Below are 24,407 nucleotides of genomic sequence, written 5' to 3'. Positions count from 1 at the left end.
CTGAACAGCGTGACACTATTTCTGACAAGCGTGACTCTATGAAAATTCGTGAATTTCTTTCCGGTCGCGTCCGCGCGGCCATGACCGCCGCGGGCCTGCCCGAGGAACTGCCCCCCATGGTGGCGCCCAGCAAGGGGCCCCAGTTCGGTGACTATCAGGCCAACTGCGCCATGGGCGCGGCCAAGCGGCTGAAAGCCAATCCCCGCGAGCTGGCGGCGAAGATCGTCGACGCGCTGGAGCTGGGCGGGGTGGCCGAGAAGCTGGAGATTGCAGGTCCCGGCTTTATCAATATTCACCTTGATCCGACCTGGTTGGGACGGCAGGTGGAAGAGACGGTGGTGGCGGCTTCCGGTCTGCTGGACCCGGCGCCCGAGAAACAGACCGTGGTGGTGGACTACTCCTCGCCTAACTTGGCCAAGGAGATGCACGTGGGGCACCTGCGCTCCACCATTATCGGTGACGCCCTGGCCCGGGTGCTGGAAGCCCAGGAACACGATGTTATCCGCCAGAACCACGTGGGCGACTGGGGTACCCAGTTCGGGATGCTGATTACCCACCTGGAAGACCGCCGTGAAGAGACCGATGCGGCGGTGGCCCTGAGCGATTTGGAGCAGTTCTACCGCGAATCCAAGCAGCGCTTCGACGAGGAAGAAGGGTTTGCCGACCGGGCCCGGGCCAACGTGGTCAAGCTGCAGTCGGGCGACCCCCACTGCACCGCCCTCTGGCAGCAGTTCATCGATATCTCCGTGGCCCATTCCGAGGAGATTTATCAGAAGCTCAACGTCACCCTGAGCCACAAGGACATCAAGGCCGAGAGCGCCTACAACGAGGATCTGCCCGGGATTGTCGAGTCCCTGCAGCAGCAGGACCTGGCCGTGGAAGACCTGGGCGCCCAGGCGGTGTTCCTCGACGAGCTGGCGGACAAGAAGGGCAATGTCACCCCCATCATCGTGCAGAAGTCAGGCGGCGGGTACCTCTACGCCACCACGGACCTGGCCGCCGTGCGCCATCGCTGCCATGATCTGCACGCGGACCGGGTGCTCTACTTTATTGATGCGCGCCAGTCCCTGCACATGAAGCAGGTTTTCGCCCTCAGCCGTCGCGCGGGCTTCGCCACCGAGCACTGCTCCCTTGAGCACCACCCCTTCGGCACCATGATGGGTGAGGACGGCAAACCGTTCAAAACCCGCAGCGGCGGCACCGTGAAACTGAGCGAACTGCTGGACGAGGCGGTGGAGCGCGCTGCGCGCCTGCTGCAGGAGAAGGGCTCCGACCTGTCCGCTGACAAGCAGGCGGAGGTGGCTCGTAAGATCGGTATTGGCGCGGTCAAGTACGCGGACCTGGCCAAGACCCGTACCAACGATTACATCTTTAGCTGGGAGGCGATGCTGAGCTTTGAGGGCAATACCGCCCCTTACCTGCAATACGCCTACACCCGGATTCAGAGCATTTTTGCCAAGGCGGGCGTCGATCCCACGGAGCTTGCGGGCGACATTCGCCTGGAGGCCGAGCAGGAGAAAGCCCTGGCCCTGAAACTGCTGCAGTTCAACGAGACCGTGGATCTGGTAGCGGCGGAGGCTTATCCGCACCTGCTCTGCAACTACCTCTACGAGCTCGCCAGCCTCTACATGAAGTTCTACGAGGCGTGCCCGATTCTGCGCTCGGACGTCGAGCCGCTGCAGCGCGAGAGCCGGCTGCTGCTGTGCCAGGCGGTGGCCCGCACCCTGGCCCAGGGGTTGGATCTGTTGGGCATCGAGGTGATGGAGCGGATGTAAGGCGCAGGGCTAATTCTGCGCCGGGGGGGAGGTAGTGGCGTGCCTCTCCCTAAAACCGGTAACCCAGGCTCAGGCTCCAGGCGTCAAAGCCTTCGTTGGGTGGGTTGGTGTCGGCGTTGGAGTAGTGGAAAAAACCGATGGCGGCCTCCAGGTGCTTCCCGGCTCTCACGCCCGCCGCCAGCTTGTCTTCGAACTGAAAATGGCCGCCGAAGTTCTTCCCGCTATGGGTATCGTCCTCGAGCTGTTCTTCGCTGAAGTAGCTGAAGCCGATGCCCAGCTCCACGAAGGGCGCCAGGCCGTTGGCATAGGGGCGGCGCTGGTAGCGCAGCAACGGGGTCAGGGCCAGCGCCTCCAGGTGTTCGGCCGAGCCGGGACTGGGCAGCGCCTTGTGGTTGGTTTCGACATGAATAAAAGCAAGCTCGAAGCGGGCCGCCAGAAACCAGTTGCCGGCGGTAAACCAGCGTCGCTCCCAGGGGTGGCGAAAGGCCAGCCGGTAGAAATTCGCGTCCCGGTCCAGGCTCTGGCCCAAGTGGAGCAGCGCCCCGGACGCATCGGCGGGTCCCGCGCTCGCCAGTCCCAGGCAGGCCAGCAGCAGGGCGCTCAAAACGCGTCCCGGACGGTTGCTCATCAAGCCTCTCTCCTCGTTGTTTGCGACACAGATCAGGCAAGGCCTGTGCTAATATAGAGCGATTTTGAGCCCTCTGAGATAAGGATAGAGTATGTCGGTACGCCAGAGCCCGGCCTGGCAGGCGCTGGAGCGCCACTACCGGGAGGCGATCGAGGGTGCGCACCTGCACCAGCTGTTCTCCGCCGACCCGGACCGCTTCGACCGTTTCTCGGTCAGCGAGCAGGACTACCTGCTCGATTTCTCCAAGCACAGGATTACCGAGCAAAGCTTCCAGCTGCTGCTGCGCCTGGCGGAACAACAGCAGCTGAGGGACTGGATCGACAGGCTCTTCGAAGGCGCGCCGGTTAACAGCTCCGAGCAGCGCTCGGCCCTGCACACCGCCCTTCGCGCCCCGGCCGAGCGAACCCCGAGACTCGCTGGAGAGGCGATCGCCGAGGCGATCCATGGCAACCTCGCCCGCATGGGCGAGATGGTGGCGCAGATTCACTCGGGCCACTGGCGCGGGTACAGCGGCAAGGCGATCACCGATGTGGTCAACCTGGGCGTCGGCGGATCGGACCTGGGGCCTTTTATGGCCTGTCATGCCCTCGAGGAGTTTCGGGACCCGCGGGCCCGGGGCCTGCAGGTGCATTTTGTCTCCTCCATCGACGGCAGTCAGCTGGCGGAGCTGCTCAAGCGGCTCAACCCCGAGACCACCCTGTTCGTGCTCTCCTCCAAGTCCTTTACCACCATCGATACCCTGAGCAATGCCGAAACCGCCAAGGGCTGGCTAGCGCAGAAGATCAGCGATGAGTCGATCCTGATCGGCCAGCACTTTATCGGCTGCTCCGCACGCCCTGAAAAGATGAGCGAATGGGGGATTCCCGTCAGTAACCAACTGCAGTTCTGGGACTGGGTGGGCGGGCGCTTTTCTCTCTGGTCGGTCATTGGCCTGCCCATCGCCCTGCTGATTGGCATGGACGGGTTCCGCCAATTGCTGGCCGGTGCCCACGCTATCGACCAGCACTTTCGCGAAGCCCCCTTTGAGCGCAACCTGCCGGTGATCATGGCGCTGTTGGGGGTCTGGACCGGGAACTTTATCGGCGTCAAGGGCCACTCCGTGCTGCCTTACGATGGACGCCTCAAGTTTCTCCCTAACTATTTGACCCAGCTGGAAATGGAGAGCAACGGCAAATCGGTCACCCGGGGCGGCGAGCGGGTCGACTACGACACCTGTCCCATCATCTGGGGCGAGGTGGGGCCCAACGCCCAGCATGCTTACTACCAGCTGCTGCACCAGGGCACCCAGCCGGTCAGCTGCGACTTTATCGCCCCGGTGCGTCGCTACCGGGCCGGTACGGCCGCCGGTACCCGCGCCCAACTCCAGTCCCAGCAGCAGCTCAACCTGGCCAACTGCCTGGCCCAGTCCCGGGTACTCATGTTCGGCGACCAGGCGCTGCCGGTGGAGGAGCGCGAGGGGCGCCGCAGTGATCAGCATTACGAGGGCAATCAGTGCTCCACCACCCTGCTGATCAAGGAGCTGACGCCCGCGACTCTGGGTGGGCTGGTGGCCCTTTACGAGCACAAGGTGTTCGTGCAGTCGGTGATCTGGGAGATCAACCCGTTCGACCAGTGGGGGGTGGAGCTGGGCAAGCAGATCGCCAAGGAGACCCACCGCGCCATCGCCGCGGGCGAGGGCGATTTCGACGACAGTTCAACCCGGGGCCTGCTGGCGTTTATTCAGCGGGTTCAGCGCTAAGGAGACGGGCGAATGCGAGTATCGGTATACGGGTGCGGGCTGATCGGGCTGGTGACCGGGGTGGCGCTGGCGGACGTGGGCAACGACGTGGTGCTGGTGGCTTGTGAAGGGGAAGATATCGAGCGACTGCGGGCCGCGGACATCAGCTTCGAGGAGCCTGGCCTGAAGGAGCGGCTGCAGCGCGAGCTCGCGGCGGGGCGGCTGCGTATCGCGGCGGATCGCGAGCGGGGTTTTGAGCACGGCCAGGTGCATATGCTGGCGGTGACGTCGGATCACTACGAGACGGGGCGGGAGCTGCTGGTGGCCCTGGCCACTCACCGGCCCGATCCGATCACCGTGGTCAACCAGAGTACCTTTTCCATGGGGGCGGCGTTGCGGTTGAAGGAGGCGATGCTGGCCGCCCGCGAGGGCGAAGAGAATCTGAACGATGTCTACCTGCTGGTGCTGCCCAGCTTTTTACAGGAAGGCGCAGCCATTCAGGGCTTTACCCGACCCCAGCGGATTCTGCTCGGAGCGGATGAGGAGTGGGGACTGCAACTGGTTCAGGAGCTGCTGCGGCCTTTTTTGCGCAATCAGGGGCGGCTACTCACCATGCCCACCAAGGCGGCGGAGTTTACTAAGTACGCCATCAACGGCATGCTCGCCACCAAGCTCAGCTTTATGAACGAGATGGCCAACCTGGCCGATCAGATCGGGGTGGACATCGAGCAGGTGCGCAAGGGGGTGGGCTCCGACCCGCGCATCGGCTACGACTACATTTACCCGGGCTGCGGTTTCGGGGGGCTCAAGTTTTCCGAGGAGCTGTTGCAGTTGGCCGCGACCGTGGAGGAGAACGTCGAGGAGTCCTTTTTGTTGCGTACCGTGCTGGACACCAACGAGCAGCAGAAAGAGGTGCTGTTTCGCAAGGCCTGGACCCACTGGCAAACCCGCATGCGGGGCAAGACCGTGGCGCTGCTCGGGGCGAGCTTTAAGCCCAACACCGATCACATCGACAACTCGCCCGCGCTGGTGCTGATGGAAGCGCTCTGGGCCCAGGGCGTCACCGTTCGTCTCTACGACCCCAAGGCGCTGGAGCGGGTTAAGGCCCACTACGGCCCCCGGGATGACCTGGTGCTCTGCGATTCTCTCTACCAGGCCGCCGAGGGCAGCGACGCCCTGATGATCGCCACCGAGTGGAAGGAGTTCTGGAGCCCTGATTTCGAGCGTTTGGGCGAGCTGATGAAGGCGCGGCTGATCTTTGATGGCCGCAACCTTTACAACCCCGAATTCATGAAGGAGCTGGGCTTTACCTATTTCGGGGTGGGGCGCTCCACCGCCTTCGTATAAACGTTTTTTTAGCGACACTGCTTTTTTCAAGAGGAATTAATCACTTATGTCCCAACAGCCTGTGCAGTCTTGCGTCTTTCCCGTTGCGGGCCTCGGCACCCGTTTTCTCCCCGCCACCAAGGCGGTACCCAAGGAGATGTTGCCGGTGGTGGACAAACCGCTGATTCAGTACGGAGTGGAAGAGGCCGAAGCGGCGGGGCTGAGCCGTATCTGCTTCGTTAACGGACGCCACAAGCAGGCCATCGAGAACCACTTCGACCGCAACGTGGAGCTGGAGCAGTCCATTGCCGGCAGCGCCAAGGAGGGACTGCTGGACGGCGTCAACCGCCTGATGGATCGCTGCACGTTCAGCTCCATCCGCCAGCTAGAGGCCCGGGGCCTGGGCCACGCCATCGGCTGCAGCGAGCCCGCCGTGGGGCCGGCCCCTTTCGCCGTGGTGCTGCCCGATGACCTGTGCGTCAACCCCGGCGGACCCTCGGTTCTCAAGCAGATGGTCGACCTTTACCAGCGCTACCAGTGCAGCATCGTGGCCATCGAAGAGGTGCCGCAAGACCAGGTGGACAAGTACGGCGTCATCGCCGGCACCGAGGAGGAGCCAGGCGTTTACCGGGTCAGCCACATGGTGGAAAAGCCCGATCCCAGCGAGGCGCCCAGCAACCTGGCGATCATCGGTCGCTACATCCTCACCCCCGATATCTACGCCCTGATCGGGCAGACCGAGCCGGGCAAGGGCGGTGAGATCCAGATCACCGATGCATTGATGAAGCAGGCTGCGGCCGGCAAGGTCATCGCCTACCGCTTCCAGGGCCAGCGCTTTGACTGCGGTAGCGTCGCCGGCTACGTGGAGGCGACCCAGTATTGCTACGAGAATCTGTATCGGTAGGGAGTTAGCGGTCAGGAATTCGGGATGAGGGATGAGGGATGAGGGATGAGGGATGAGGGATGTGCCGGGCGGCCCCCTCATTCCTCATTCCCGTTCCCTCTTCCTCCCTTCTACCTCAGGGCAGTACCTTCTTGTACGGCTTGACCACCACCTTGGCATAGACGCCGGCGGCGATGTAGGGGTCGGCGTCTGCCCAGGCCTGGGCGTCTTCCAGGGAGTCGAACTCGGCGATCACCAGGCTGCCGGTAAAGCCGGCGGGGCCCGGGTCCTCGCTGTCGATGGCGGGGTGGGGGCCGGCGACCAGCAGACGGCCGCCGTCCTTCAGGGCTTCCAGCCGGGCCAGATGGTCGGGACGGGCGGCGAGGCGCTTCTCCAGGCTGTTCTCTTTATCTTCACTGATGATGGCGTAGTACATGCTTACTTACTCGTTGGTGGAGTTTTCATTGTGGCTGAGGTGGCGGCTCAGGTAGACGCCTTGGGCGATAATAAAGACCAGGGTCAGCCCCAGCATGCCGAACAACTTGAAATTGACCCAGGTCTCTTCGCTCATGGTGAAAGCGACGAAGAGGTTGAGCGCGCCCATGGTGACGAAAAAGCCGATCCAGGCCCAGCTGAGGCGGCCCCACACCGGCTCCGGCAGCTCGATGCTTGACTCCATCATGCGCTGCACGATGGGTTTGGCGCCGATATAGTGGCTGCCAAGAAAGGCTAGGGCGAACAGCCAGTTGACGATGGTGGGCTTCCACTGAATAAAGGTCTTGTCCTGAAAGAGGACGGTGAGCCCTCCCAGTACGATCACCAGTACCAGGGTGACCAGCTGCATCTTCTCGATCTTGTGGGTGCGCACCCAGGTGAAAATCATCTGCACCAGGGTGGCGGGGATCAGTACTGCGGTGGCGATGATGATATCGCCGGTGTACTTGTAGACGCCGAAGAAGATGGCGATGGGAAGAAAATCAAAAAGCAGTTTCATGGAAAGGTCCGGGACGGTAAAAGATACCAGTATATCGAGATCTTCCACGCTTTCGAAACCCGGCGAAGGGAAAGGAGGGAAGAGGGACGAGGAATCCCTTGCGCGTACCTTGCCGGCAAAATATCCCATCCCCCATCCCCCATCCCCCATCCCCCATCCCCCATTTTCATGCCTCGCTGTGTTTGGCTCTTTCCCCTTGCTACTATTAGAGCCTGCTGTCCCTATAACTGATTGAGATTTAAATGCCCGCCACCCGCGTCGACCTGCATACCCACAGCACCGCCTCCGACGGCGGGCTGGCGCCCAAGGCCCTGGTGCGTCTTGCGCACGAAAAAGAGGTGACCTGCCTGGCGCTCACCGATCATGACACCTGCGCGGGCCTGGCCGAGGCGCGGCTTGAAGCGGCGGCTCTGGGCATGACCCTGATCGACGGCATCGAGCTCTCCAGCACCTGGGGGCCGACGGGGGTGCACGTGGTGGGGCTGGATATCGACCCCGAGCACCCGGCGATGCAGGCGGCGGTCAGTCACCAGCGAACGGCCAGGGCTCTGCGTGCCGAGGCGATTGAGGCCCGTTTGAGTAAGCGGGGGCTGAACGGCGTGGTCGAGCGGGCGCAGGTGATCGCAGGAGCCAGCCTGCTGGGGCGACCCCACATGGCGCGGGCAATGGTCGAGCTTGGCTACGTGGCGGATGAACAGGATGCCTTCAAACGCTACCTCGGAGCCGGCAAGGCGGGGGATATCCGCGCCCACTGGCCGGACCTGCATACCGTGGTCGGCTGGATTCGCGACGCCGGCGGGGTCGCGGTGCTGGCGCACCCGGGCAAGTACGGCCTTACCTGGAGCAAGTTACGCGCCCTGGTGGCGGACTTTATCGAGGTGGGCGGTGAAGCCATGGAAGTGAGCTACGGAGGTGAGAATCGCGACCGCATCAACGAGCTGGTGCGCTTGGCCAATCGCCTTGGCCTCAAAGCCTCGGTGGGCAGCGATTTCCACCGGCCTGAACATACCTGGACCGACCTGGGTAAATACCCGCCTTTCAGCGGAAGCTGCACCCCGGTCTGGAGTCGATGGATCGAAGGAGAAACCCAAGCATGACGATCTTGGTAACCGGCGGTGCCGGTTATATCGGCAGCCATGCCTGCGTTGAGCTGCTGAACGCGGGCTACGACCTGGTGGTAGTGGATAATCTCAGCAACAGCCATGAAACGGCACTGGCCCGGGTGCGGGAGATCAGCGGTCGGGAATTTACCTTCGTGCGCGGTGACATTCGTGACCGCAGCATGCTGGACCTGCTGTTCAAGCGTCGCCCCATCGAAGCGGTGATCCATTTCGCCGGTCTCAAGGCGGTGGGCGAATCCTGCCAGCAGCCGCTGCGCTACTACCAGAACAACGTTGCCGGGACCCTGACGCTGTGCGAGGCGATGGCGGCCGCCGGGGTCAAGCGGCTGGTATTCAGCTCCTCGGCCACCGTCTACGGCGATCCGGCGTCGGTGCCGATTCGCGAGAACTTTCCCACCTGCGCCACCAACCCATACGGGCGCTCCAAGCTGATGATTGAGGAGCTGCTGGCCGACCTGCAGGCGGCGGATCCGGAGTGGCGGATCGCCCGCCTGCGCTACTTCAACCCCGTGGGGGCCCACCCCTCCGGGCGTATCGGCGAGGACCCCAACGGCATACCCAACAACCTGCTGCCCTACATCGCCCAGGTGGCGGTGGGGCGTCTTGCCGAACTGCAGGTATTCGGTGGTGACTACCCGACCCCGGACGGAACCGGCGTTCGCGACTATATTCACGTGGTGGATCTGGTGCTGGGGCACCTCAAAGCTTTGGAAGCGTTGCGCAGCCCCTGTGGACTGCTGACCTGCAACCTGGGTACCGGCCGCGGTTACTCGGTGCTGGAAATGGTGCGCGCCTTTGAAGCGGCTTCCGGGCGACCCGTGCCCTACAGCGTGGTCGAACGCCGCCCCGGGGACGTGGCCCAGTGCTACGCTGACCCGGCCGAGTCCAAGGCCCTTCTCGGCTGGCAGGCCGAGCGCGGGTTGCAAGAAATGATGGAGGATGCCTGGCGCTGGCAGGCCAGCAATCCAAACGGATACAGCACGGAGCTTTAATGCAATGACGCAATACGACGTATTCAATGGTGATGCCGATGGCCTCTGCGCCCTGATTCAAATGCGCCTGGCCGAGCCTATGGAAGATGCGGTTCCGGTTACCGGAGTAAAGCGGGATATCAGTCTGCTGAAACGGGTAGAAGCGGTATCGGGCGACCGGGTGCTGGTGCTGGATATCTCCCTGGATAAGAACCGCGCGCCGCTTGAGGGGATGTTGCGGCGAGGGGTTTCTGTCACCTACATCGATCACCACTTTGCCGGTGAGTTGCCGACAGAAGGCGGGCTCGATGCGCTGATCGATCCCGACCCGCATACCTGCACCAGCCTTTTGGTCAACCAGCGACTGGAAGGGCAGTTCGCCCACTGGGCGGTGGTGGGGGCGTTCGGGGATAACATGAACCGGCCCGCCACAGAGCTGGCCGCGCAAGTCGGCCTGAGCGAGGCCGAAACCGCCACCCTGAAGGAACTGGGCGTGTGCCTGAACTACAACGGTTACGGCACCTCCCTGGAGGATCTTCATTTCGACCCCGCCTTCCTCTACGAAAAGCTCCACCACTACGGCACTCCCTTCGCTTTTATCGAGGGGGAGCCGGAGATCTACCGGCAACTGCTCGACGGTTATCGCGAAGACATGGCCCGGGCGGGTGCGGTGGCGGCAAGGCTGGCCGAGCCGGATATCGCGGTGTTCGAGCTGCCGGACGAGGTCTGGGCCTGCCGTATCAGCGGCGTGTTCGGCAACCGTCTCGCCAACGCCCACCCGGAGCGGGCCCACGCGGTGCTGACCCACAACCGTGACGGCGGTTACACGGTCAGCGTGCGCGCCCCGGCGGTACGCAAGGAGAAGGCCGACGAACTCTGCCGGCAGTTTCCAACCGGCGGCGGACGCCAGGGCGCGGCGGGCATCAATCACCTGCCGCCCGAAGCGCTGGACGGGTTTATCGCGGCATTTCGTGAGACTTACCGTACCGCCTAGATTTCGATTTTTACACGGCTGTAAAGCGGCAAGCCATGGGGGCGTCGCCGTGGCGCCCTTGGAGAAACAACAAGGAAGGTGATGAGGCTTAAGTTCGGAGAGCAACCCGCAGGATGAGCGCCGGCACCGTCATGGAGTTGCTGAGCGATCCGCGCACCTGGGCCTTGTTGGTCTTTATCGCCATGTTGGTGGCGTTGGTGGCCTTCAAACAGCGCCCGCCGCTGGTGTTCGGCGCCGGGGTGCTGGTCTATTACGCCCTCGGTCTTTTGGATATGGATGATTTGCTGCTGCATCTCACCAATCCGGCCTTGATCACCCTGATGCTGCTCCTGATGGCGTCCTTGGTGCTGGAAAAGACCGTGCTGGTCCATCGTCTTGCCGAGAGACTGATCGGGAAAGGCTTCAGCCACTCGCTGGCCCGTCTCTCCCTGCTGACCCTGGGCTTCTCGGCACTGCTGAACAACACCGCGGTGGTGGCGACGCTGATGAACCGGATCGCCTCCAACCCCTATCATCCGCCTTCCAAGCTGCTAATCCCCCTTTCTTACTGCGCGATTCTCGGGGGGACCCTGACTCTGGTGGGCACCTCTACCAACCTGATCGTTGCCGGCTTCGTGCTGGATACCGACATGGCGCCCCTGGAGCTTCTGGACTTCGCCCCGGTAGGCCTCCCCACCGCACTGGTCTGTGCCGCCGCCATCTGTTTTTTGGCCGCCCGGCTACTGCCGGACCGGGGGATCAACCAGGTGGACGAGCGGGATTTTCTGCTGGAGGCGCGCCTGCGTCCCGACTCTCCGCTGGTGGGGAAAACCGTGGAAGAAAACGGTCTGCGTCGACTGGACCGGCTGTTTCTGGCCGAAGTGGTGCGCGGTGACGAGCTGATCAGCCCGGTGCGGCCCACCACCCGGTTGCAGGAGGGGGATCAGCTGCTGTTCAGTGGCGATATCAATGATGTGTCCCAAATCGAGGGCTTTCCCGGGCTGGTCCTCAACGATCACCACACCGGCGTCGCCCGCACCAACATGGTCGAGGCGGTACTCAGTCACACCTCATCCCTGGCGGGTAAAACGGTCAAGGAAGCGGCCTTTCGCGGTCGTTTTGACGCCGCCCTGCTCGCCGTCTGTCGAGGCGCCGAAAAGCTGAGCGGGCGTATTGGCGATATTCGGCTCAAGGCCGGTGATTGCCTGTTCCTGGCCACCGGTCCCGACTTTGAGCAGCGCCATCCAGAGCTGCATATGCACCTAGTCGAAGGGGAGTTCAAGCGACCGGCGCTCAAGCGCGGCGCCTCCGGCGGGGCGCTGGCCGGCTTTGGCGCCTGCCTAGTGCTGGGGGGGGCGGGGATCATGCCCCTGATGGATGCGTTGATTCTGCTGTTGGCATTCTATCTCTGGCGCGGCTGGCTGACCCCCACCGAGATCCGCCAGCGCTTCCCCGTGGGGCTGTTTCTCACCATCGGTTTTGCCCTCACCATCGCCACGGTGTGGCTGCATTCGGGCATGATCGATGCCGCCCTCGGGGCGGTCAGCCCCTGGCTGAACGGTGGCAGTGCGGTGACCGGCCTGATCATGATTTACCTGCTGACCTGGCTGATGACCGAGCTGGTCACCAACAACGTGGCCGCCGCGCTGGTGTTTCCCCTGGGTTATGCCACCGCCGGCTACTACGGGGCGGAGCCCATGGCGTTCACCCTGGCGGTGGCCTTCGGGGCCAGCGCTAGTTTTCTCACCCCCCTGGGGTATCAAACCAACCTGATGGTCTACAGCGCCGGCGGTTACCGGTTTACCGATTTTCTGCGTTTAGGGGTTCCCGTGAGCCTGCTTTACGGGGCCTGCGTGCTGACCCTGATCCCGCTCCTTTATCTCTGATAGTCTTTCGCCGCCAACCATTATCTGCCTGGGTACCTCTCCTTGGCGTGAAAGGCATTGGATAACCCCGGTCGGCCGCCCACTTCGCAGGAAAATACCCGCGCAGAAAAACGCCGCTGCCCTCCTGAAACACCGGGTAAAACCCGCTACAATGGCGGCTTATTTTTTGTCAGGGATAGAAGCTGTGAGCCAGTTTTTCCAGATCCATCCAGAGACTCCGCAACCGCGACTGATCAAACAGGCCGTTGAGATCATTCGCGACGGCGGCGTCATCGTTTACCCCACGGATTGTGCCTACGCCCTGGGCTGCCATATCGGCGATAAATCGGCCCTGGAGCGGATCAAGCGTATCCGCCAGCTGGATGACAAACACAACTTTACGCTGGTCTGCCGTGATCTCTCCGAGCTCTCAACCTACGCCAAGGTGGACAACACCTGCTTTCGGCTGATCAAGCAGCACACCCCGGGCGCTTACACCTTCATCCTCAAGGGCACCCCGGAAGTGCCCCGCCGGCTGATGCACCCCAAGCGACGCACCATCGGCATCCGCGTGCCCGACAATGCCATCGCCCTGGCGCTGATGGAGGAACTGGGTGAGCCGATCATGAGCACCTCTTTGATCCTCCCCGGTGAGACCGAGCCCCTGACCGATCCCTACGACATCCGCGACAGCCTTCAGATCCAGGTGGATCTGGTGATCGACGGCGGCTATTGCGGCATGGAAGCCACCACCGTGATCAACATGGTGGAGGACGTGCCGGTGGTTACACGTGAAGGTGCGGGGGACGTGAGCCCCTTTCAGGTATAGAAAACCATTTTTATCTTTAAGGAAGCCGTGCAATGACGGAACAGTATTCAGTCGACCGTAACGAATGGCTGAAGCAGCAACAGCTGCGAGATGATGAGATCGACCTGGCGGAACTGGCTTGCAAGGTCTGGTCGCGAAAGTGGTGGGTGGTGGCCTGCACCGTCGTTGCGATCGCCCTGGCCTCGCTCTATATCCTGATTGCCAAGCCGGTCTACAAGGCCGAGCTTTACCTGATGCCTCCCGCCGCGTCTGAACTCAGCGCCGTTAATTTAAGCATCAGCGGGGCCTTCGGCACCCCTCTGCTCGAAAACGCGGTGACCCCGGAGGAGGCCTACGGGCAGTACCTCAACCAGCTCCGCTCGCGTGAGCAGCAATTTGCGTTTTTCCGTGAGCATGATCTGGCAAAAGTCTACGGCGGGGAAGGCAGCAGCACCCAAAAGGCATTTGAAGCATTTCAAAAACGCCTGAGTGTTAACGTGCCAAGTCGAGGGGAGGCTGTTTTTACCAGTTTGTCCTTGGAAGGCTTCTCCGCACCCGAACTGGCTAGGTTGACCAACAATTATGCGCAACGTGCCCGTGATGTCGTGAGCAAGCGCTTGGTGGCAGGCTTGAACAGCAAGCGTGACCGCAAGCTCGAGATTCTGGAAAAAGAGATCGAAACCAAGCGCGAACTGGCCGAGCAGATGCGCCTCGACCGTATCGAGGTGCTGGAAGAAGCGCTGGCTATCGCCGAAGCCGTGGGGCTGGAGAAGCTTGGCGAGAGCGCTGAGCGCATTGGTAACGAGCAGAGTATCAATATCCTTAATACCGACACCCTCTTTACTCGCGGAGCTGATGCGCTTCGAGCGGAAATAGCGGTTTTAAGAGCGCGTAAATCCGACGATGCCTTTATCGGCGGATTGCGACGGCTGCAGGAAAACATCAAAAACCTCAAAGCTATCCGCGTTGATGCTGAGCAAGTTCAGCCGGTGCGTATTGATCTGGAAGCCACAGCTCCTGAAAAGCCGATCAAACCCAAGAAACTGTTGATTCTGGCCGCCGCGGTGGTGCTGGGTGGCATGCTGGGGCTCTTTATTGCGCTGGTGGTGCCGGCACGGCGGGAAGCTGATAGTTGACTTTTATTCTCTTTGGGGAGGAGAGATATGGGCGATAGATCCTTAATCCCTTGCTATTAAAGGCCTCTGGCGTTTTCTGGTGGTTTGAACGAAGTCTCATTCGTTACAGTTTTTGTCTCAGCACGCATTCGTTACCTGAGTCGGTGTGCTGAAAATTTTCAGTGTTTGTAGCCTTCTTGACGCGCGACTGGATCCGTTCAGGGAGTGTAAACCATGTACAGGAAGTCGGTATGAACCACATCGTTTGGCATAATCACCAAATTACCAAGGCCGCGCGGGCTGAACAGAAGCAGCAAAAGCCCTGCTTGATCTGGTTCACCGGTCTGAGCGGCTCGGGTAAATCGACACTGGCTGGCGCGCTGGAACAGGAGCTGTTTAATCGTGGCCACCACTCCTACCTGCTAGACGGTGACAATGTCCGTCATGGGCTGAACAAGGACTTGGGCTTTACCGATGCAGATCGAGTCGAAAATATCCGTCGCATCGGCGAGATGGCTAAGCTGTTTGTCGATGCCGGCATGATTGTATTGAGCGCCTTTATCTCTCCGTTTAAAGCAGAACGCCGGATGGTGCGTGAGCTGGTCGAAGCGGGCGAGTTCATCGAGGTGCATCTGGATACGCCGCTGTCTGCCTGTGAAGAGCGTGATCCTAAGGGGCTCTACAAGAAAGCGCGTGCCGGTGAGATCCGCAACTTTACCGGTATCGATTCTGAGTATGAGCGTCCGGAAAACCCAGAGCTGAGAGTCGATACCTCCGTTCTAAGCGTGGAAGACTCTGCCAAGAAACTGGTTGATTACCTGGTGGCCAACAAGATCATCCGTGCGAAGTAAGTCATGCGTCATTACGATCTGTTTAATGGCGATGCCGATGGTCTCTGTGCGCTGATCCAACTGCGGTTGGTCGAACCGCGTGAATCGACGCTGATCACCGGGGTGAAACGTGATATCGCCCTGGTGAAGCAAGTGCCGGCCGATGAACCCGCATCCGTCACTGTGTTGGATGTCAGTCTGGATAAGAATCGTGATGCCGTTGATGCGTTGCTGGCGGCGGGCTCTGAAATCAGCTACATCGACCACCACTTTCCAGGTGAGCAACTGCCCGATCATCCGAAGTTTAAAGCTCACATCGATACCGATCCGCTCACCTGCACCAGTCTGCTGGTCGATCAGCAATTGAATGGGCGTTACCGCAACTGGGCCATTACCGCCGCTTATGGCGATAACCTGATCGCGGTAGCGGATCAACTGGCTGCAGAATCCGGACTTTCAAAGGAGCAAACCGGTTCGCTGAAACAGCTGGGCATCTGTCTTAACTACAACGGTTACGGTGCCTCTATCGAGGATCTGCTGTTCCATCCTGCCGAGCTGTTTGAACAGTTGAAGGGCTACGAAGATCCACTGCAACTAGTCCAAGAGCAAGGCGCCTGTTGGACTCGACTGCACCAGGGCTATGAGGCCGATATGGCCAAGGGCCTGAATGCGCCGGCATTGGTTGATGAATCAGGACTCTATTGCATCGCCCTGCCCAATGAGCCCTGGGCGCGCCGAGTCAGCGGTGTACTGGGCAATGAACTGGCCAATGCACGCCCTGATAGCGCCTGTGCGGTGCTGACCGAGATCGATGCTGAACACTATCTGGTCAGTCTGCGCGCACCGTTGAGTAACCGCTCCGGGGCCGATGAAGTGGCACGTCAGTTTGAAACCGGAGGCGGGCGTAAAGCGGCGGCGGGTATCAACAAATTGCCCAAGGCAGAATTTGAGCGGCTAGTCGACAGCATGCGCCAACAGTGGTCGGCCCGTTAATCGTATTTTTTGCTTGAAGTATTACACCGAAGGAATCAGTAGTGGCACACGCATCGGATTTGATCAGTAACGATATCGAAGCCTATCTCCATCAGCATGAACACAAGGGGCTTCTGCGCTTTATTACCTGCGGCAGCGTCGATGACGGCAAGTCGACCCTGATCGGCCGGTTGCTGCATGACTCCAAGATGATCTTCGAAGATCAACTGGCGGCGATTACCCAGGAAAGCAAGACCATGGGTAAGGCCGGCGAGGGGGAACTGGATCTGGCGCTGCTGGTCGATGGCCTGGCCTCCGAGCGTGAGCAGGGGATCACCATCGATGTCGCCTACCGGTTTTTCTCCACCGACAAGCGCAAGTTCATCATCGCCGATACCCCGGGTCATGAGCAGTACACCCGCAATATGGCCACCGGCGCATCGACGGCGCAGGCGGCAGTGATCCTGATCGATGCCCGTTACGGCGTACAGACGCAGACCCGTCGCCATTCCTATATCTGTAACCTGCTGGGAATTCGTCACCTGGTGGTGGCGATCAACAAGATGGACTTGGTCGAGTATCGGCAGAAACGTTACCAAGAGATCTGCGAAGAGTACCGAGCCTTTGCCAAGCAGCTGGGGATCGAGTCGATGGAATTTATTCCGATGTCGGCGCTCAAGGGCGATATGGTCGTTAATCGCAGTGAGGCGATGATGTGGTACGACGGCCCCACCCTGACTGAATGGCTGGAAGCGGTCGATGTCGATGCGGACTTTCCACAAGCGTTTACCCGTCTGCCGGTGCAGATCGTGGTGCGCCCGAATCTGGATTTCCGGGGCTTTGCCGGCACGCTGGAAGCTGGCAGTTTAAAGACCGGGCAGGAGATTACCGTACTGCCCAGCGGTAAGAAAACCAGAATCAAAGGGCTTTATCTGGCCGGAGATCAGGTCGATCGGGTGACTACCCAGCAAGCGGTAATGTTCACCACTGAAGAAGAAGTTGATATCTCCCGTGGCGACATGATCGTGGCGGCTGAACACCCTTTGCTCGCCAAGCGGGTTGAGGTGGAATTTGTTTGGATGGCCGACGAGCCTTTGGTGCCAGGAAAAGAGTACCTGATCAAGTGCGGTACTCTGGTAACACCCGGTCGCATTGAGAAGTTGGGCTACAAGACTGACGTCAATACGCTAGAGCAGATGCAGTCCGAGCAGCTGGAGCTGAATGAGATCGGTTGTGGAGTATTGAACGTTAACGATGCGCTGATCTTTGATCCCTACACATCGCTGCGTGAGACCGGTTGTTTAATCGTGATTGATCGCATGACTAACGTAACAGTCGGAGCCGGTTTGCTGCGTGGTAAAACGGACGAAGAAATCATGCACGCAGGGCGACATTATACCGAGGCCGAGCGAGCACTGAATGCCTATGTGCGTGAGCACTTCCCCGAATGGTGCTGTAAAGAGATCTGATCAGCGACACGAGTCACCAGAGAATAGTGAAGAGCCAATAAGTTATGTCTGAACGTTTGACCCACCTGAAACAACTGGAAACCGAGTCGATTCATATCATCCGTGAAGTGGCGGCCGAATTTGAGAATCCGGTGATGCTCTACTCGGTCGGTAAAGACTCGGCGGTGATGCTGCATCTGGCTCGTAAGGCTTTTTTGCCGGGTAAGCCACCGTTCCCGCTGATGCATGTCGATACCACCTGGAAGTTCAAGGAGATGATCACATTTCGGGATCGGATGGCCAAAGAGGTCGGAATGGAGCTGATTGTCCACATCAACGAAGAGGGCGTTAAACAGGGGATCGGGCCCTTCACCCACGGAAGCGCCAAGCATACCGATGTGATGAAAACTCAGGCGCTGAAGCAGGCATTGGATAAATATGGCTTCGATGCCGCCTTTGGTGGTGCGCGTCGGGATGAAGAGAAATCACGTGCCAAGGAGCGTGTTTATTCCTTCCGCGATGAAAACCATCGGTGGGATCCAAAAAACCAACGGCCGGAGCTATGTAAGCTTTACAACGGAAAGGTAAACAAGGGCGAAAGTATTCGGGTATTTCCTCTGAGTAACTGGACTGAGTTGGATATCTGGCAGTACATCCATTTGGAAAATATTCCAATTGTTCCTTTGTACTTTGCAGCAGAGCGCCCGGTGGTTGAGCGGGATGGTACGTTGATCATGGTTGATGATGAGCGTATGCCTCTGAAAGGCGGTGAGCAGCCTGAAATAAAGTCGGTGCGATTCCGAACTCTGGGCTGCTATCCGCTGACTGGGGCTGTTGAATCGGCTGCAATGACGTTACCCGAAATTATTCAGGAAATGCTGCTGACGAAGACCAGCGAGCGTCAGGGAAGGGTTATTGATCATGACCAAGCGGCTTCGATGGAGAAGAAAAAGCAGGAAGGATATTTTTAGTTTTTAATAAGTATTGGTGGTTTTATATGTTGTTCAAGTGTTTTTTGAGTAGGCTTAGGTTTTTTTATTATACCAAGATTCCATTTCTATGGAGAATGTTCTTTTCTTGTTACGCGATGAGATTTAAAAAAAATAGCGTGCTGAGACGTTTTATAGATACAAAAACTATTTTTGTTCATATACCTAAAGCTGCTGGTGTATCGATTATAAAAAGTTTGTATGGCGAAAATGTTAAGTTGATAGGTCATCCAACGTTAAAATGTATATATAAGGCTGTAGGTGAGAAAAATAAAAATATAACGGTTATTTGCTTCGCTAGAAATCCATACACTCGACTAGCTTCTGCCTATTTTTTTCTGAAGAGCGGAGGGATGAACTCTGTCGATGCTATGTTTGCAAAGAAATATCTACGCGACTTCGATTCTTTTGAGAGTTTCGTGATGTCAGGGTTGGGTAATAAGGCAATCATGGATTATATGCATTTCAAACCACAAGTTGATTATATTGATGGTGTGGGAGAATTTGACAATGTAAAGGTCATTGTAAAAAAATATGAAAATATCGATGAGTCGTATAAGGAGGTGGTTGAGAGTATTGGGTTTGGAGGAGAGCTCGGAAGTCATAACATAACCAAGTCATTGGAAAAAAACGAAGTGTTTTTTACAGATGAGATGAAGGCTAAAATCTTCTCGATCTATAAAAGTGATTTTAGTTATTTCGGGTATGGCTATGAGCCATGATTTATACATTTTATGTTCATTTTTTATAACTCTTATTTTACTGTTTTTAGGTGTTGCTTCCGCGTACGGGAGAAAAGAAATAGAGCTTCTTAACCTGATTTTTGTTTTTGCGTATGTTGTTTTTATTGGTTTGAGAGATAATTCCTTAGGAATTGATACTATAACTTATGGGAAAATATTCTCAACTTTGGATTTTGATTATTATCCACTCGATATAGATCCTCTTTTTAAAGGTCTTATATATTTTGTTCGGCTTTTTACTGAAGATCAAATTATTTTTTTTATTGTTTGTTACGTCATTATGAATGCCAACATCATTATTTTTTTTAGAAGCTTTGATAAGCGTTTGTATTTGGTGTTCTACTCCGTATTTTCAATAACGTTTTTGTATTATAACTTGCATATGAATATATTAAGGCAAGGGCTGTCTATCTCCTTTGGTCTCTTGTATATCAGTAGTTTATATCGAGGCAACCTAAAGACATCTTTTGTGTTTTTGTTCTTGGCTTCACTCTTTCATGCTGCTTCGGCAATTCTTTTGGTTTGTTTTGTCGATAGAGTTTTGTTTAGAAAGGTCCGTATTGGTCGGCTGTCGGTCGCTGCGTTGTGTTGCTGTGTTGTGTTCTGGGTTTACAATCCAATAGTAAACCTTTCTTCTATTCTAGCCCCATATCATTTTGCATTTGACAAGCTTTATCGTTACACCTCTTGGGAATACTCAACACCTTTCTCTTTCAAAATTCAGTATGTATTAACTCTGTGCGCCTTTTTTGCTGCGTGTTGGTATAAGTATAGGGGGGGGAAGAACGGGTTTTCCGGTGACCCAGTTATTGATATCTGTGTAAGAGTTTTAATTATTGGTTTTTTATCGCTGTTCTTGTTTTCTTTTGATCAAATGGTTGCAGATCGAGTTTTTTATATATTTTTCTTCTTTGTTGTTGTTATTTGTGTAAAGTTGTTTTTTGTTTGGTTTAAGGTTGATAGGTTCTCGGTAGTTTTAGGCGTGACTGCCTTTTTGATGTTTTCGTTGAAAACATTCTACATCCAATTTCCAAATTGGTTTGTGTATAAGACATATATGAATGGTGTTTTATAAGGGGGGGCTATGATTGAGTATCTTGTTGGTTGTTTTAGAAGAATCGGATATCGCGATAGCAATAAATTTAATCGTTTTGTATGGTTTTATGCGCTAACCACTATTATAAGAGGGTTGTGCTGTAAGGTGCTACATACTTCATCTGAAGGCTTTCTTTCAGTAGGGAGGGGGTGTGTTTTTATAGGCCCCAAGCGCCTCATATCATTTGGTAAAATGTGCAAGGTTGAGGATAATGTAGTAATTCACTCAGTTAGTAGAAAAGGATTGATTTTTGGTGATAACGTAACGATTTGTTCTGGGGCAAAAATAAGGCCTAGCGGCTACTGGGGTGGTAATGTTGGTTGGGGGTTGGTTGTAGGAAATAATTCATCTATTGGCGCAGGGTCTTATATTGGTTGCTCTGGGAAGGTTGTGGTAGGTGATAATGTTATGATGGGGCCTAATATATCAATCATAGCAGAGAATCATATCTATTCTGACCTTTCGGTTCCGTTTAAAGATCAGGGCGTAAATAATAAAGGGATTGTAATAAATGATAACGTATGGATTGGTACTCGTTCTGTAATCCTTGATGGTGTTGAAATAGGATGTAACTCAATTGTTGCGGCTGGATCAGTAGTCGTGAAGGATGTTCCTTGTAATGTGATTGTCGGTGGTGTTCCGGCAAAAATAATAAAAGAATTGGTCTAAATTTGTATGAGTAAAATTATTTTTTTTCATCAAGGTGCAGATGAATACGGGTCCGATAAAATACTAGCATTGGTTGCTAGTAACTTAGCCAAAAACAATCAGGTTAAGGTTATTCTTGATTCATCTGGTCCTTTGATTGGCAAGCTTAATGAGCTAGGTGTAGAAGATGTTTGTGTTAGTCAGTTGGCTGTGGTTAGAAGAGTTAATGTTAACTCACTAAAGTCATTGTTTGCTTTTTTGTTTTATTTGTGGAAAAGCGTAATCCTGGTTAGGAGTTTGATTTCAAGTTACGCTCCAGATATTGTTTACGTTAACACCTTGGCTGTTATTTCTCCGCTTATTGCATCAATTGGGAAAAAAGTTACTGTTGTTCACCATTTGCATGAAATTCAGCAATCTCCGAAATTTATTTGCAGCTTGCTCTATAGTTTTTCTGGGGCTCTATCTGACATCGTAGTTTGTGTCTCTGATTCCGTTAGAAATAATTTTATAGATATGTCATTTTTCGGTAAGAGTAAAGCCATTGTTGTTAACAACGGGCTGCCTGATTCTGATGTTTGTGAAATGGACAGGAGGCTTACTTTGTCATCAATAGAAGATGCGTTTGTTAACAACGATGGATTTTTAATCGCGTACGTCGCTAGGCTTCACTTTTGGAAAGGTCAGTTGGAGTTTTTAGATGTGGTTAAAATTCTTAAAGATCGCTATGGATTAAAATTCAAGGTGGCTTTTTATGGGGATGTGTTCCCAGGGTATGAAAGTATATGGGAGGAATTGAAACAAAAAGCTGATTGTCTAAATATATCTTCTTGTATTAACTTTTTTGGTTTCAGGCGTGACGCAGCCGCTCTTTTCTCTGTCTCAGATGTCAGTATTATGGGGTCAGTTCAGCCAGACCCTTTGCCGACTATTGTTCTTGAATCTATGCAGCAGGGAACTCCGGTAATAGGATATGGGCATGGTGGAATTTGTGAAATGATAGAAAATAATTACTCTGGAATTATCGTCCCTCCGTGTGATAAAGAGATGATGGCGGATGCTATTTACCAAGTTTGCGCAAATGCATCTTTCAGAAACAAATTGGGGGACAACGCGAAATCTAGATTCCAAGAGAAGTTCTCTGTTGATTCTTTTATTTGTAAATTGTCTGAAGCCATCGGAGTTGGTGTAAGTTGATTAATAAACATCTAGTATTGCTTGGAATTAGAGGTTTGCCGGCCCAGCATGGCGGGTTTGAAACATTTGCGGAGTATTTGTGTTTATTTCTTGTTAATCGTGGCTGGAAAGTCACTGTTTATTGCCAAGAACAAGGCGTTGGTGCTACATATGAGACGGAATGGAATGGTATAAAAAGAATTCATATCTATGTGAATGATTCAGGTCCCTTAGGGACTGTTTTTTTTGATTGGCAGTCCGTCGTTCACTCTCTGTCAAATTCCGGTGTGTTTCTTACCTTAGGTTATAACACCGCGATGTTTAATATTATTCTAAGAGCTAAGAATAAGAAGAATATAATCAATATGGATGGTATAGAGTGGAAGCGAAGGAAATGGGGAACAGCTGCAAAGGTTTGGTTTTGGCTTAACGAGCGCTTTGGATGTTGGTTTGGGAACCACTTAGTGGCAGACCATCCGCGTATAGAAGACCATTTGGCAACACGGGTATCTCGCCAGAAAATTACCATGATTCCTTATGGGGCCCGTGAAATCACACAGGCAAGCCCCGCAGTTATTGAAGACTTGCGCTTGGAGGCCAATCGCTACGCCGTTCTTATTGCGCGAGCCGAGCCAGAGAATTCCATCCTCGAAGCGGTTAAGGCGTTTGCGTGTAAACAAAGGAACGCAAAATTGGTGGTGTTGGGCAATTATGATCCAAATAATAATAGTTATCATAGGGCGGTTATGGATGCCGCGAGTGATGAGGTTATTTTTCCTGGAGCTATTTATGATGCTGATAAAGTCAGCGCGCTAAGGCTTTATGCTCGGGCGTATGTCCATGGCCATCAGGTGGGCGGTACCAATCCTTCATTGGTTGAGGCGCTTGGCGCGGGTAACGCAGTGCTTGCTCATGATAACCCCTTTAACCGCTGGGTAGCTAAAGACGGCGCTGCTTACTTTGACTGCATCGACACCGCCTCTGCGTTGTTTGATCGGCTGTTTGTAGATGATGAATGGGTTGATTCGCTGCGACAGAAATCGCGGACAAATTTTCAACAGAATTTTCAGTGGAGCAACATACTCGATCAGTACGAATCGCTGCTGTTCAAGTGGTTGCCTAAGGATTGATGATGAACATATTGGTTACCGGCGGTGCTGGATTTATTGGTAGCGCCGTTGTGCGGCACCTATTAGGCCGCACGGGTCATCAAGTTGTGAATCTTGATAGTCTGACTTACGCTGGCAATCTTGAATCGATACTCGGCGCGGACCGAAATGCTCGCTATGCGTTCGAGTGTGTAGATATCTGCGATCTGGAGGCGGTAAGGGCGGTTTTTACACAACATCAGCCTGATCTGGTAATGCACCTAGCGGCAGAGTCTCATGTGGATCGTTCTATCGATGGCCCAGGAGCTTTTATCCAAACAAATGTGACCGGTACTTATAATCTGCTTCAGGCGGCCAAAGAGTATTGGGTAGGTTTGGACGCGGAACGAAGACTGGGTTTCCGCTTTCACCATATCTCCACGGATGAAGTCTACGGCGATCTAGAGAGTACTGATGACCTCTTTACCGAGAATACTCCCTACGCGCCCAGCTCGCCTTATTCTGCCAGTAAGGCGAGTTCAGATCATTTGGTTCGCGCGTGGTATCGCACCTACGGCTTACCGGTTCTGATAACTAACTGTTCGAATAACTATGGGCCCTATCATTTCCCTGAGAAACTGATCCCCCATATGATCTTGAATGCCCTGCACGGTAAACCGCTGCCTGTTTATGGTGATGGTCAGCAGATCCGCGATTGGCTCTATGTTGAGGATCATGCCCGGGCGCTGGTCAAGGTGGTGACCGAAGGTAAGGTCGGGGAAACCTACAACATCGGTGGCCACAACGAGAAGACTAACCTGTCAGTGGTTGAAACTATCTGTGATCTGCTTGAAGAGTTGGCGCCAGAAAAACCTCAGGGTGTTGAGCGTTACCGGGACCTGATCACCTTTGTTAGAGATCGTCCAGGGCACGATCTACGTTATGCCATCGATGCCGGTAAGATAGAACGTGAACTGGGCTGGCGCCCAGAAGAGACCTTTGAGAGTGGTATCCGCAAGACGGTTCAGTGGTATTTGGATAACGCGAGTTGGTGGCAGCGCGTGCTCTCAGGTGAGTACCAATTGAAACGAATTGGTGCCTAGGGAGCATGCGATTAAGTCCCTTGGCATGAGACAATCCGCGCTCTGATGTGCTGAGGGCTATCCATGGATCACCAACTCTCCTTCGCTGACAGCGAGTTCACCAGCAAGAGTCGCCAGACACGCAAAGAGAAGTTTCTC

Annotated in this window: 23 protein-coding genes; 20 read left to right on the top strand and 3 right to left on the bottom strand. The window is 55.5% G+C overall.

The window, feature by feature from the left end; genetic code table 11:
• Positions 1-38: 38 nt before the first annotated feature.
• The gene (gene argS, locus JGZ97_RS17400; protein WP_207063978.1) at positions 39-1,775 is read left to right on the top strand and encodes an arginine--tRNA ligase; all 1,737 of its coding nucleotides are present in this window, start codon (positions 39-41) and stop codon (positions 1,773-1,775) included.
• A 49-nt stretch (positions 1,776-1,824) separates the two neighbouring features.
• Here the strand turns inward: argS and JGZ97_RS17395 are convergent, their stop codons facing one another.
• On the bottom strand, positions 1,825-2,403 hold the full coding sequence (locus JGZ97_RS17395) for an acyloxyacyl hydrolase (RefSeq protein ID WP_207063977.1): 579 nt from the start codon (positions 2,401-2,403) through the stop codon (positions 1,825-1,827).
• Positions 2,404-2,494: 91 nt separating this feature from the next.
• Between JGZ97_RS17395 and pgi the strand changes: the two genes are divergently transcribed.
• From pgi to galU, 3 genes are read left to right on the top strand one after another with little or no spacing between them, the layout of a single operon-like run.
• The gene (pgi, locus tag JGZ97_RS17390; RefSeq protein WP_207063976.1) at positions 2,495-4,141 is read left to right on the top strand and encodes a glucose-6-phosphate isomerase; all 1,647 of its coding nucleotides are present in this window, start codon (positions 2,495-2,497) and stop codon (positions 4,139-4,141) included.
• A gap of 12 nt (positions 4,142-4,153) precedes the next feature.
• Positions 4,154-5,467, top strand: coding sequence for a UDP-glucose/GDP-mannose dehydrogenase family protein (locus JGZ97_RS17385; RefSeq protein ID WP_207063975.1), 1,314 nt, complete (start codon positions 4,154-4,156; stop codon positions 5,465-5,467).
• A gap of 46 nt (positions 5,468-5,513) precedes the next feature.
• Positions 5,514-6,350: a UTP--glucose-1-phosphate uridylyltransferase GalU gene (galU, locus tag JGZ97_RS17380; RefSeq protein WP_207063974.1), complete on the top strand. Its 837-nt coding sequence runs from the start codon at positions 5,514-5,516 to the stop codon at positions 6,348-6,350.
• A 115-nt stretch (positions 6,351-6,465) separates the two neighbouring features.
• Here galU and JGZ97_RS17375 read toward each other — a convergent pair whose 3' ends face one another.
• Together JGZ97_RS17375 and JGZ97_RS17370 are read right to left on the bottom strand one after the other, a co-directional pair.
• Entirely contained in the window at positions 6,466-6,765 is a 300-nt protein-coding gene (locus JGZ97_RS17375; RefSeq protein ID WP_207063973.1) for a YciI family protein, read from the bottom strand.
• Between the two features lie 6 nt (positions 6,766-6,771).
• A complete protein-coding gene (locus tag JGZ97_RS17370) occupies positions 6,772-7,323 on the bottom strand; it encodes a septation protein A (protein WP_207063972.1) in 552 nt (183 codons plus the stop codon).
• 242 nt (positions 7,324-7,565) lie between these two features.
• Here JGZ97_RS17370 and JGZ97_RS17365 point away from each other — a divergent pair, with 242 nt between their 5' ends.
• The 16 genes from JGZ97_RS17365 (at position 7,566) to rfbB (ending at position 24,269) form a co-directional block, all read left to right on the top strand.
• Positions 7,566-8,420, top strand: a complete 855-nt coding sequence (locus JGZ97_RS17365; RefSeq protein ID WP_207063971.1) for a PHP domain-containing protein — start codon at positions 7,566-7,568, stop codon at positions 8,418-8,420.
• A complete protein-coding gene (galE, locus tag JGZ97_RS17360) occupies positions 8,417-9,436 on the top strand; it encodes a UDP-glucose 4-epimerase GalE (RefSeq protein ID WP_207063970.1) in 1,020 nt (339 codons plus the stop codon). The genes JGZ97_RS17365 and galE overlap by 4 nt, the downstream gene beginning before the upstream one ends.
• Positions 9,437-9,440: 4 nt before the next feature.
• Positions 9,441-10,409: a DHH family phosphoesterase gene (locus JGZ97_RS17355; RefSeq protein WP_207063969.1), complete on the top strand. Its 969-nt coding sequence runs from the start codon at positions 9,441-9,443 to the stop codon at positions 10,407-10,409.
• Between the two features lie 113 nt (positions 10,410-10,522).
• On the top strand, positions 10,523-12,274 hold the full coding sequence (locus JGZ97_RS17350; RefSeq protein ID WP_207063968.1) for an SLC13 family permease: 1,752 nt from the start codon (positions 10,523-10,525) through the stop codon (positions 12,272-12,274).
• Between the two features lie 184 nt (positions 12,275-12,458).
• Entirely contained in the window at positions 12,459-13,082 is a 624-nt protein-coding gene (locus JGZ97_RS17345) for an L-threonylcarbamoyladenylate synthase (RefSeq protein WP_207063967.1), read from the top strand.
• 32 nt (positions 13,083-13,114) lie between these two features.
• Positions 13,115-14,197 (top strand): LPS O-antigen chain length determinant protein WzzB, encoded by a 1,083-nt coding sequence (locus tag JGZ97_RS17340; RefSeq protein WP_207063966.1) that lies wholly within the window; start codon positions 13,115-13,117, stop codon positions 14,195-14,197.
• 230 nt (positions 14,198-14,427) lie between these two features.
• The gene (gene cysC, locus JGZ97_RS17335; protein ID WP_207063965.1) at positions 14,428-15,027 is read left to right on the top strand and encodes an adenylyl-sulfate kinase; all 600 of its coding nucleotides are present in this window, start codon (positions 14,428-14,430) and stop codon (positions 15,025-15,027) included.
• A gap of 3 nt (positions 15,028-15,030) precedes the next feature.
• Positions 15,031-15,999 carry a DHH family phosphoesterase gene (locus JGZ97_RS17330; RefSeq protein ID WP_207063964.1) on the top strand — a complete coding sequence of 323 codons (969 nt, stop codon included), beginning with the start codon at positions 15,031-15,033 and terminating at the stop codon, positions 15,997-15,999.
• A gap of 41 nt (positions 16,000-16,040) precedes the next feature.
• A complete protein-coding gene (cysN, locus tag JGZ97_RS17325; RefSeq protein WP_207063963.1) occupies positions 16,041-17,447 on the top strand; it encodes a sulfate adenylyltransferase subunit CysN in 1,407 nt (468 codons plus the stop codon).
• A gap of 44 nt (positions 17,448-17,491) precedes the next feature.
• The gene (cysD, locus tag JGZ97_RS17320) at positions 17,492-18,397 is read left to right on the top strand and encodes a sulfate adenylyltransferase subunit CysD (RefSeq protein ID WP_207063962.1); all 906 of its coding nucleotides are present in this window, start codon (positions 17,492-17,494) and stop codon (positions 18,395-18,397) included.
• A 137-nt stretch (positions 18,398-18,534) separates the two neighbouring features.
• Positions 18,535-19,137, top strand: a complete 603-nt coding sequence (locus tag JGZ97_RS17315) for a sulfotransferase family 2 domain-containing protein (RefSeq protein ID WP_207063961.1) — start codon at positions 18,535-18,537, stop codon at positions 19,135-19,137.
• Entirely contained in the window at positions 19,127-20,233 is a 1,107-nt protein-coding gene (locus JGZ97_RS17310; RefSeq protein WP_207063960.1) for an EpsG family protein, read from the top strand. Before JGZ97_RS17315 ends, JGZ97_RS17310 begins: the two co-directional genes overlap by 11 nt.
• Positions 20,234-20,242: 9 nt before the next feature.
• Positions 20,243-20,923: a DapH/DapD/GlmU-related protein gene (locus tag JGZ97_RS17305; RefSeq protein WP_207063959.1), complete on the top strand. Its 681-nt coding sequence runs from the start codon at positions 20,243-20,245 to the stop codon at positions 20,921-20,923.
• Between the two features lie 6 nt (positions 20,924-20,929).
• On the top strand, positions 20,930-22,099 hold the full coding sequence (locus tag JGZ97_RS17300) for a glycosyltransferase (protein WP_207063958.1): 1,170 nt from the start codon (positions 20,930-20,932) through the stop codon (positions 22,097-22,099).
• On the top strand, positions 22,096-23,208 hold the full coding sequence (locus JGZ97_RS17295; protein ID WP_207063957.1) for a DUF1972 domain-containing protein: 1,113 nt from the start codon (positions 22,096-22,098) through the stop codon (positions 23,206-23,208). The genes JGZ97_RS17300 and JGZ97_RS17295 overlap by 4 nt, the downstream gene beginning before the upstream one ends.
• A gap of 2 nt (positions 23,209-23,210) precedes the next feature.
• Positions 23,211-24,269 (top strand): dTDP-glucose 4,6-dehydratase, encoded by a 1,059-nt coding sequence (gene rfbB / locus JGZ97_RS17290; protein ID WP_207063956.1) that lies wholly within the window; start codon positions 23,211-23,213, stop codon positions 24,267-24,269.
• The last annotated feature ends 138 nt before the right edge of the window (positions 24,270-24,407 follow it).

The organism is Motiliproteus sp. SC1-56, from assembly GCF_017309075.1.
Lineage (GTDB): Bacteria > Pseudomonadota > Gammaproteobacteria > Pseudomonadales > Balneatricaceae > Motiliproteus.
Note: the sequence above shows the minus strand (reverse complement) of the source record. Positions and strands in the feature narration are given on the sequence as shown.

Excerpts from the sequence above, each read along its gene's own strand:
- JGZ97_RS17330 (WP_207063964.1), top strand. The coding sequence starts at position 15,031 with ATGCGTCATTACGATCTGTTTAATGGCGATGCCGATGGTCTCTGTGCG.
- JGZ97_RS17300 (WP_207063958.1), top strand. The coding sequence starts at position 20,930 with ATGAGTAAAATTATTTTTTTTCATCAAGGTGCAGATGAATACGGGTCC.
- JGZ97_RS17365 (WP_207063971.1), top strand. The coding sequence starts at position 7,566 with ATGCCCGCCACCCGCGTCGACCTGCATACCCACAGCACCGCCTCCGAC.
- galE (WP_207063970.1), top strand. The coding sequence starts at position 8,417 with ATGACGATCTTGGTAACCGGCGGTGCCGGTTATATCGGCAGCCATGCC.
- JGZ97_RS17305 (WP_207063959.1), top strand. The coding sequence starts at position 20,243 with ATGATTGAGTATCTTGTTGGTTGTTTTAGAAGAATCGGATATCGCGAT.
- JGZ97_RS17340 (WP_207063966.1), top strand. The coding sequence starts at position 13,115 with ATGACGGAACAGTATTCAGTCGACCGTAACGAATGGCTGAAGCAGCAA.
- cysC (WP_207063965.1), top strand. The coding sequence starts at position 14,428 with ATGAACCACATCGTTTGGCATAATCACCAAATTACCAAGGCCGCGCGG.
- JGZ97_RS17310 (WP_207063960.1), top strand. The coding sequence starts at position 19,127 with ATGAGCCATGATTTATACATTTTATGTTCATTTTTTATAACTCTTATT.
- rfbB (WP_207063956.1), top strand. The coding sequence starts at position 23,211 with ATGAACATATTGGTTACCGGCGGTGCTGGATTTATTGGTAGCGCCGTT.
- pgi (WP_207063976.1), top strand. The coding sequence starts at position 2,495 with ATGTCGGTACGCCAGAGCCCGGCCTGGCAGGCGCTGGAGCGCCACTAC.
- JGZ97_RS17395 (WP_207063977.1), bottom strand. The coding sequence starts at position 2,403 with ATGAGCAACCGTCCGGGACGCGTTTTGAGCGCCCTGCTGCTGGCCTGC.
- argS (WP_207063978.1), top strand. The coding sequence starts at position 39 with ATGAAAATTCGTGAATTTCTTTCCGGTCGCGTCCGCGCGGCCATGACC.
- JGZ97_RS17375 (WP_207063973.1), bottom strand. The coding sequence starts at position 6,765 with ATGTACTACGCCATCATCAGTGAAGATAAAGAGAACAGCCTGGAGAAG.
- cysD (WP_207063962.1), top strand. The coding sequence starts at position 17,492 with ATGTCTGAACGTTTGACCCACCTGAAACAACTGGAAACCGAGTCGATT.
- JGZ97_RS17385 (WP_207063975.1), top strand. The coding sequence starts at position 4,154 with ATGCGAGTATCGGTATACGGGTGCGGGCTGATCGGGCTGGTGACCGGG.
- JGZ97_RS17370 (WP_207063972.1), bottom strand. The coding sequence starts at position 7,323 with ATGAAACTGCTTTTTGATTTTCTTCCCATCGCCATCTTCTTCGGCGTC.
- galU (WP_207063974.1), top strand. The coding sequence starts at position 5,514 with ATGTCCCAACAGCCTGTGCAGTCTTGCGTCTTTCCCGTTGCGGGCCTC.
- JGZ97_RS17350 (WP_207063968.1), top strand. The coding sequence starts at position 10,523 with ATGAGCGCCGGCACCGTCATGGAGTTGCTGAGCGATCCGCGCACCTGG.
- JGZ97_RS17355 (WP_207063969.1), top strand. The coding sequence starts at position 9,441 with ATGACGCAATACGACGTATTCAATGGTGATGCCGATGGCCTCTGCGCC.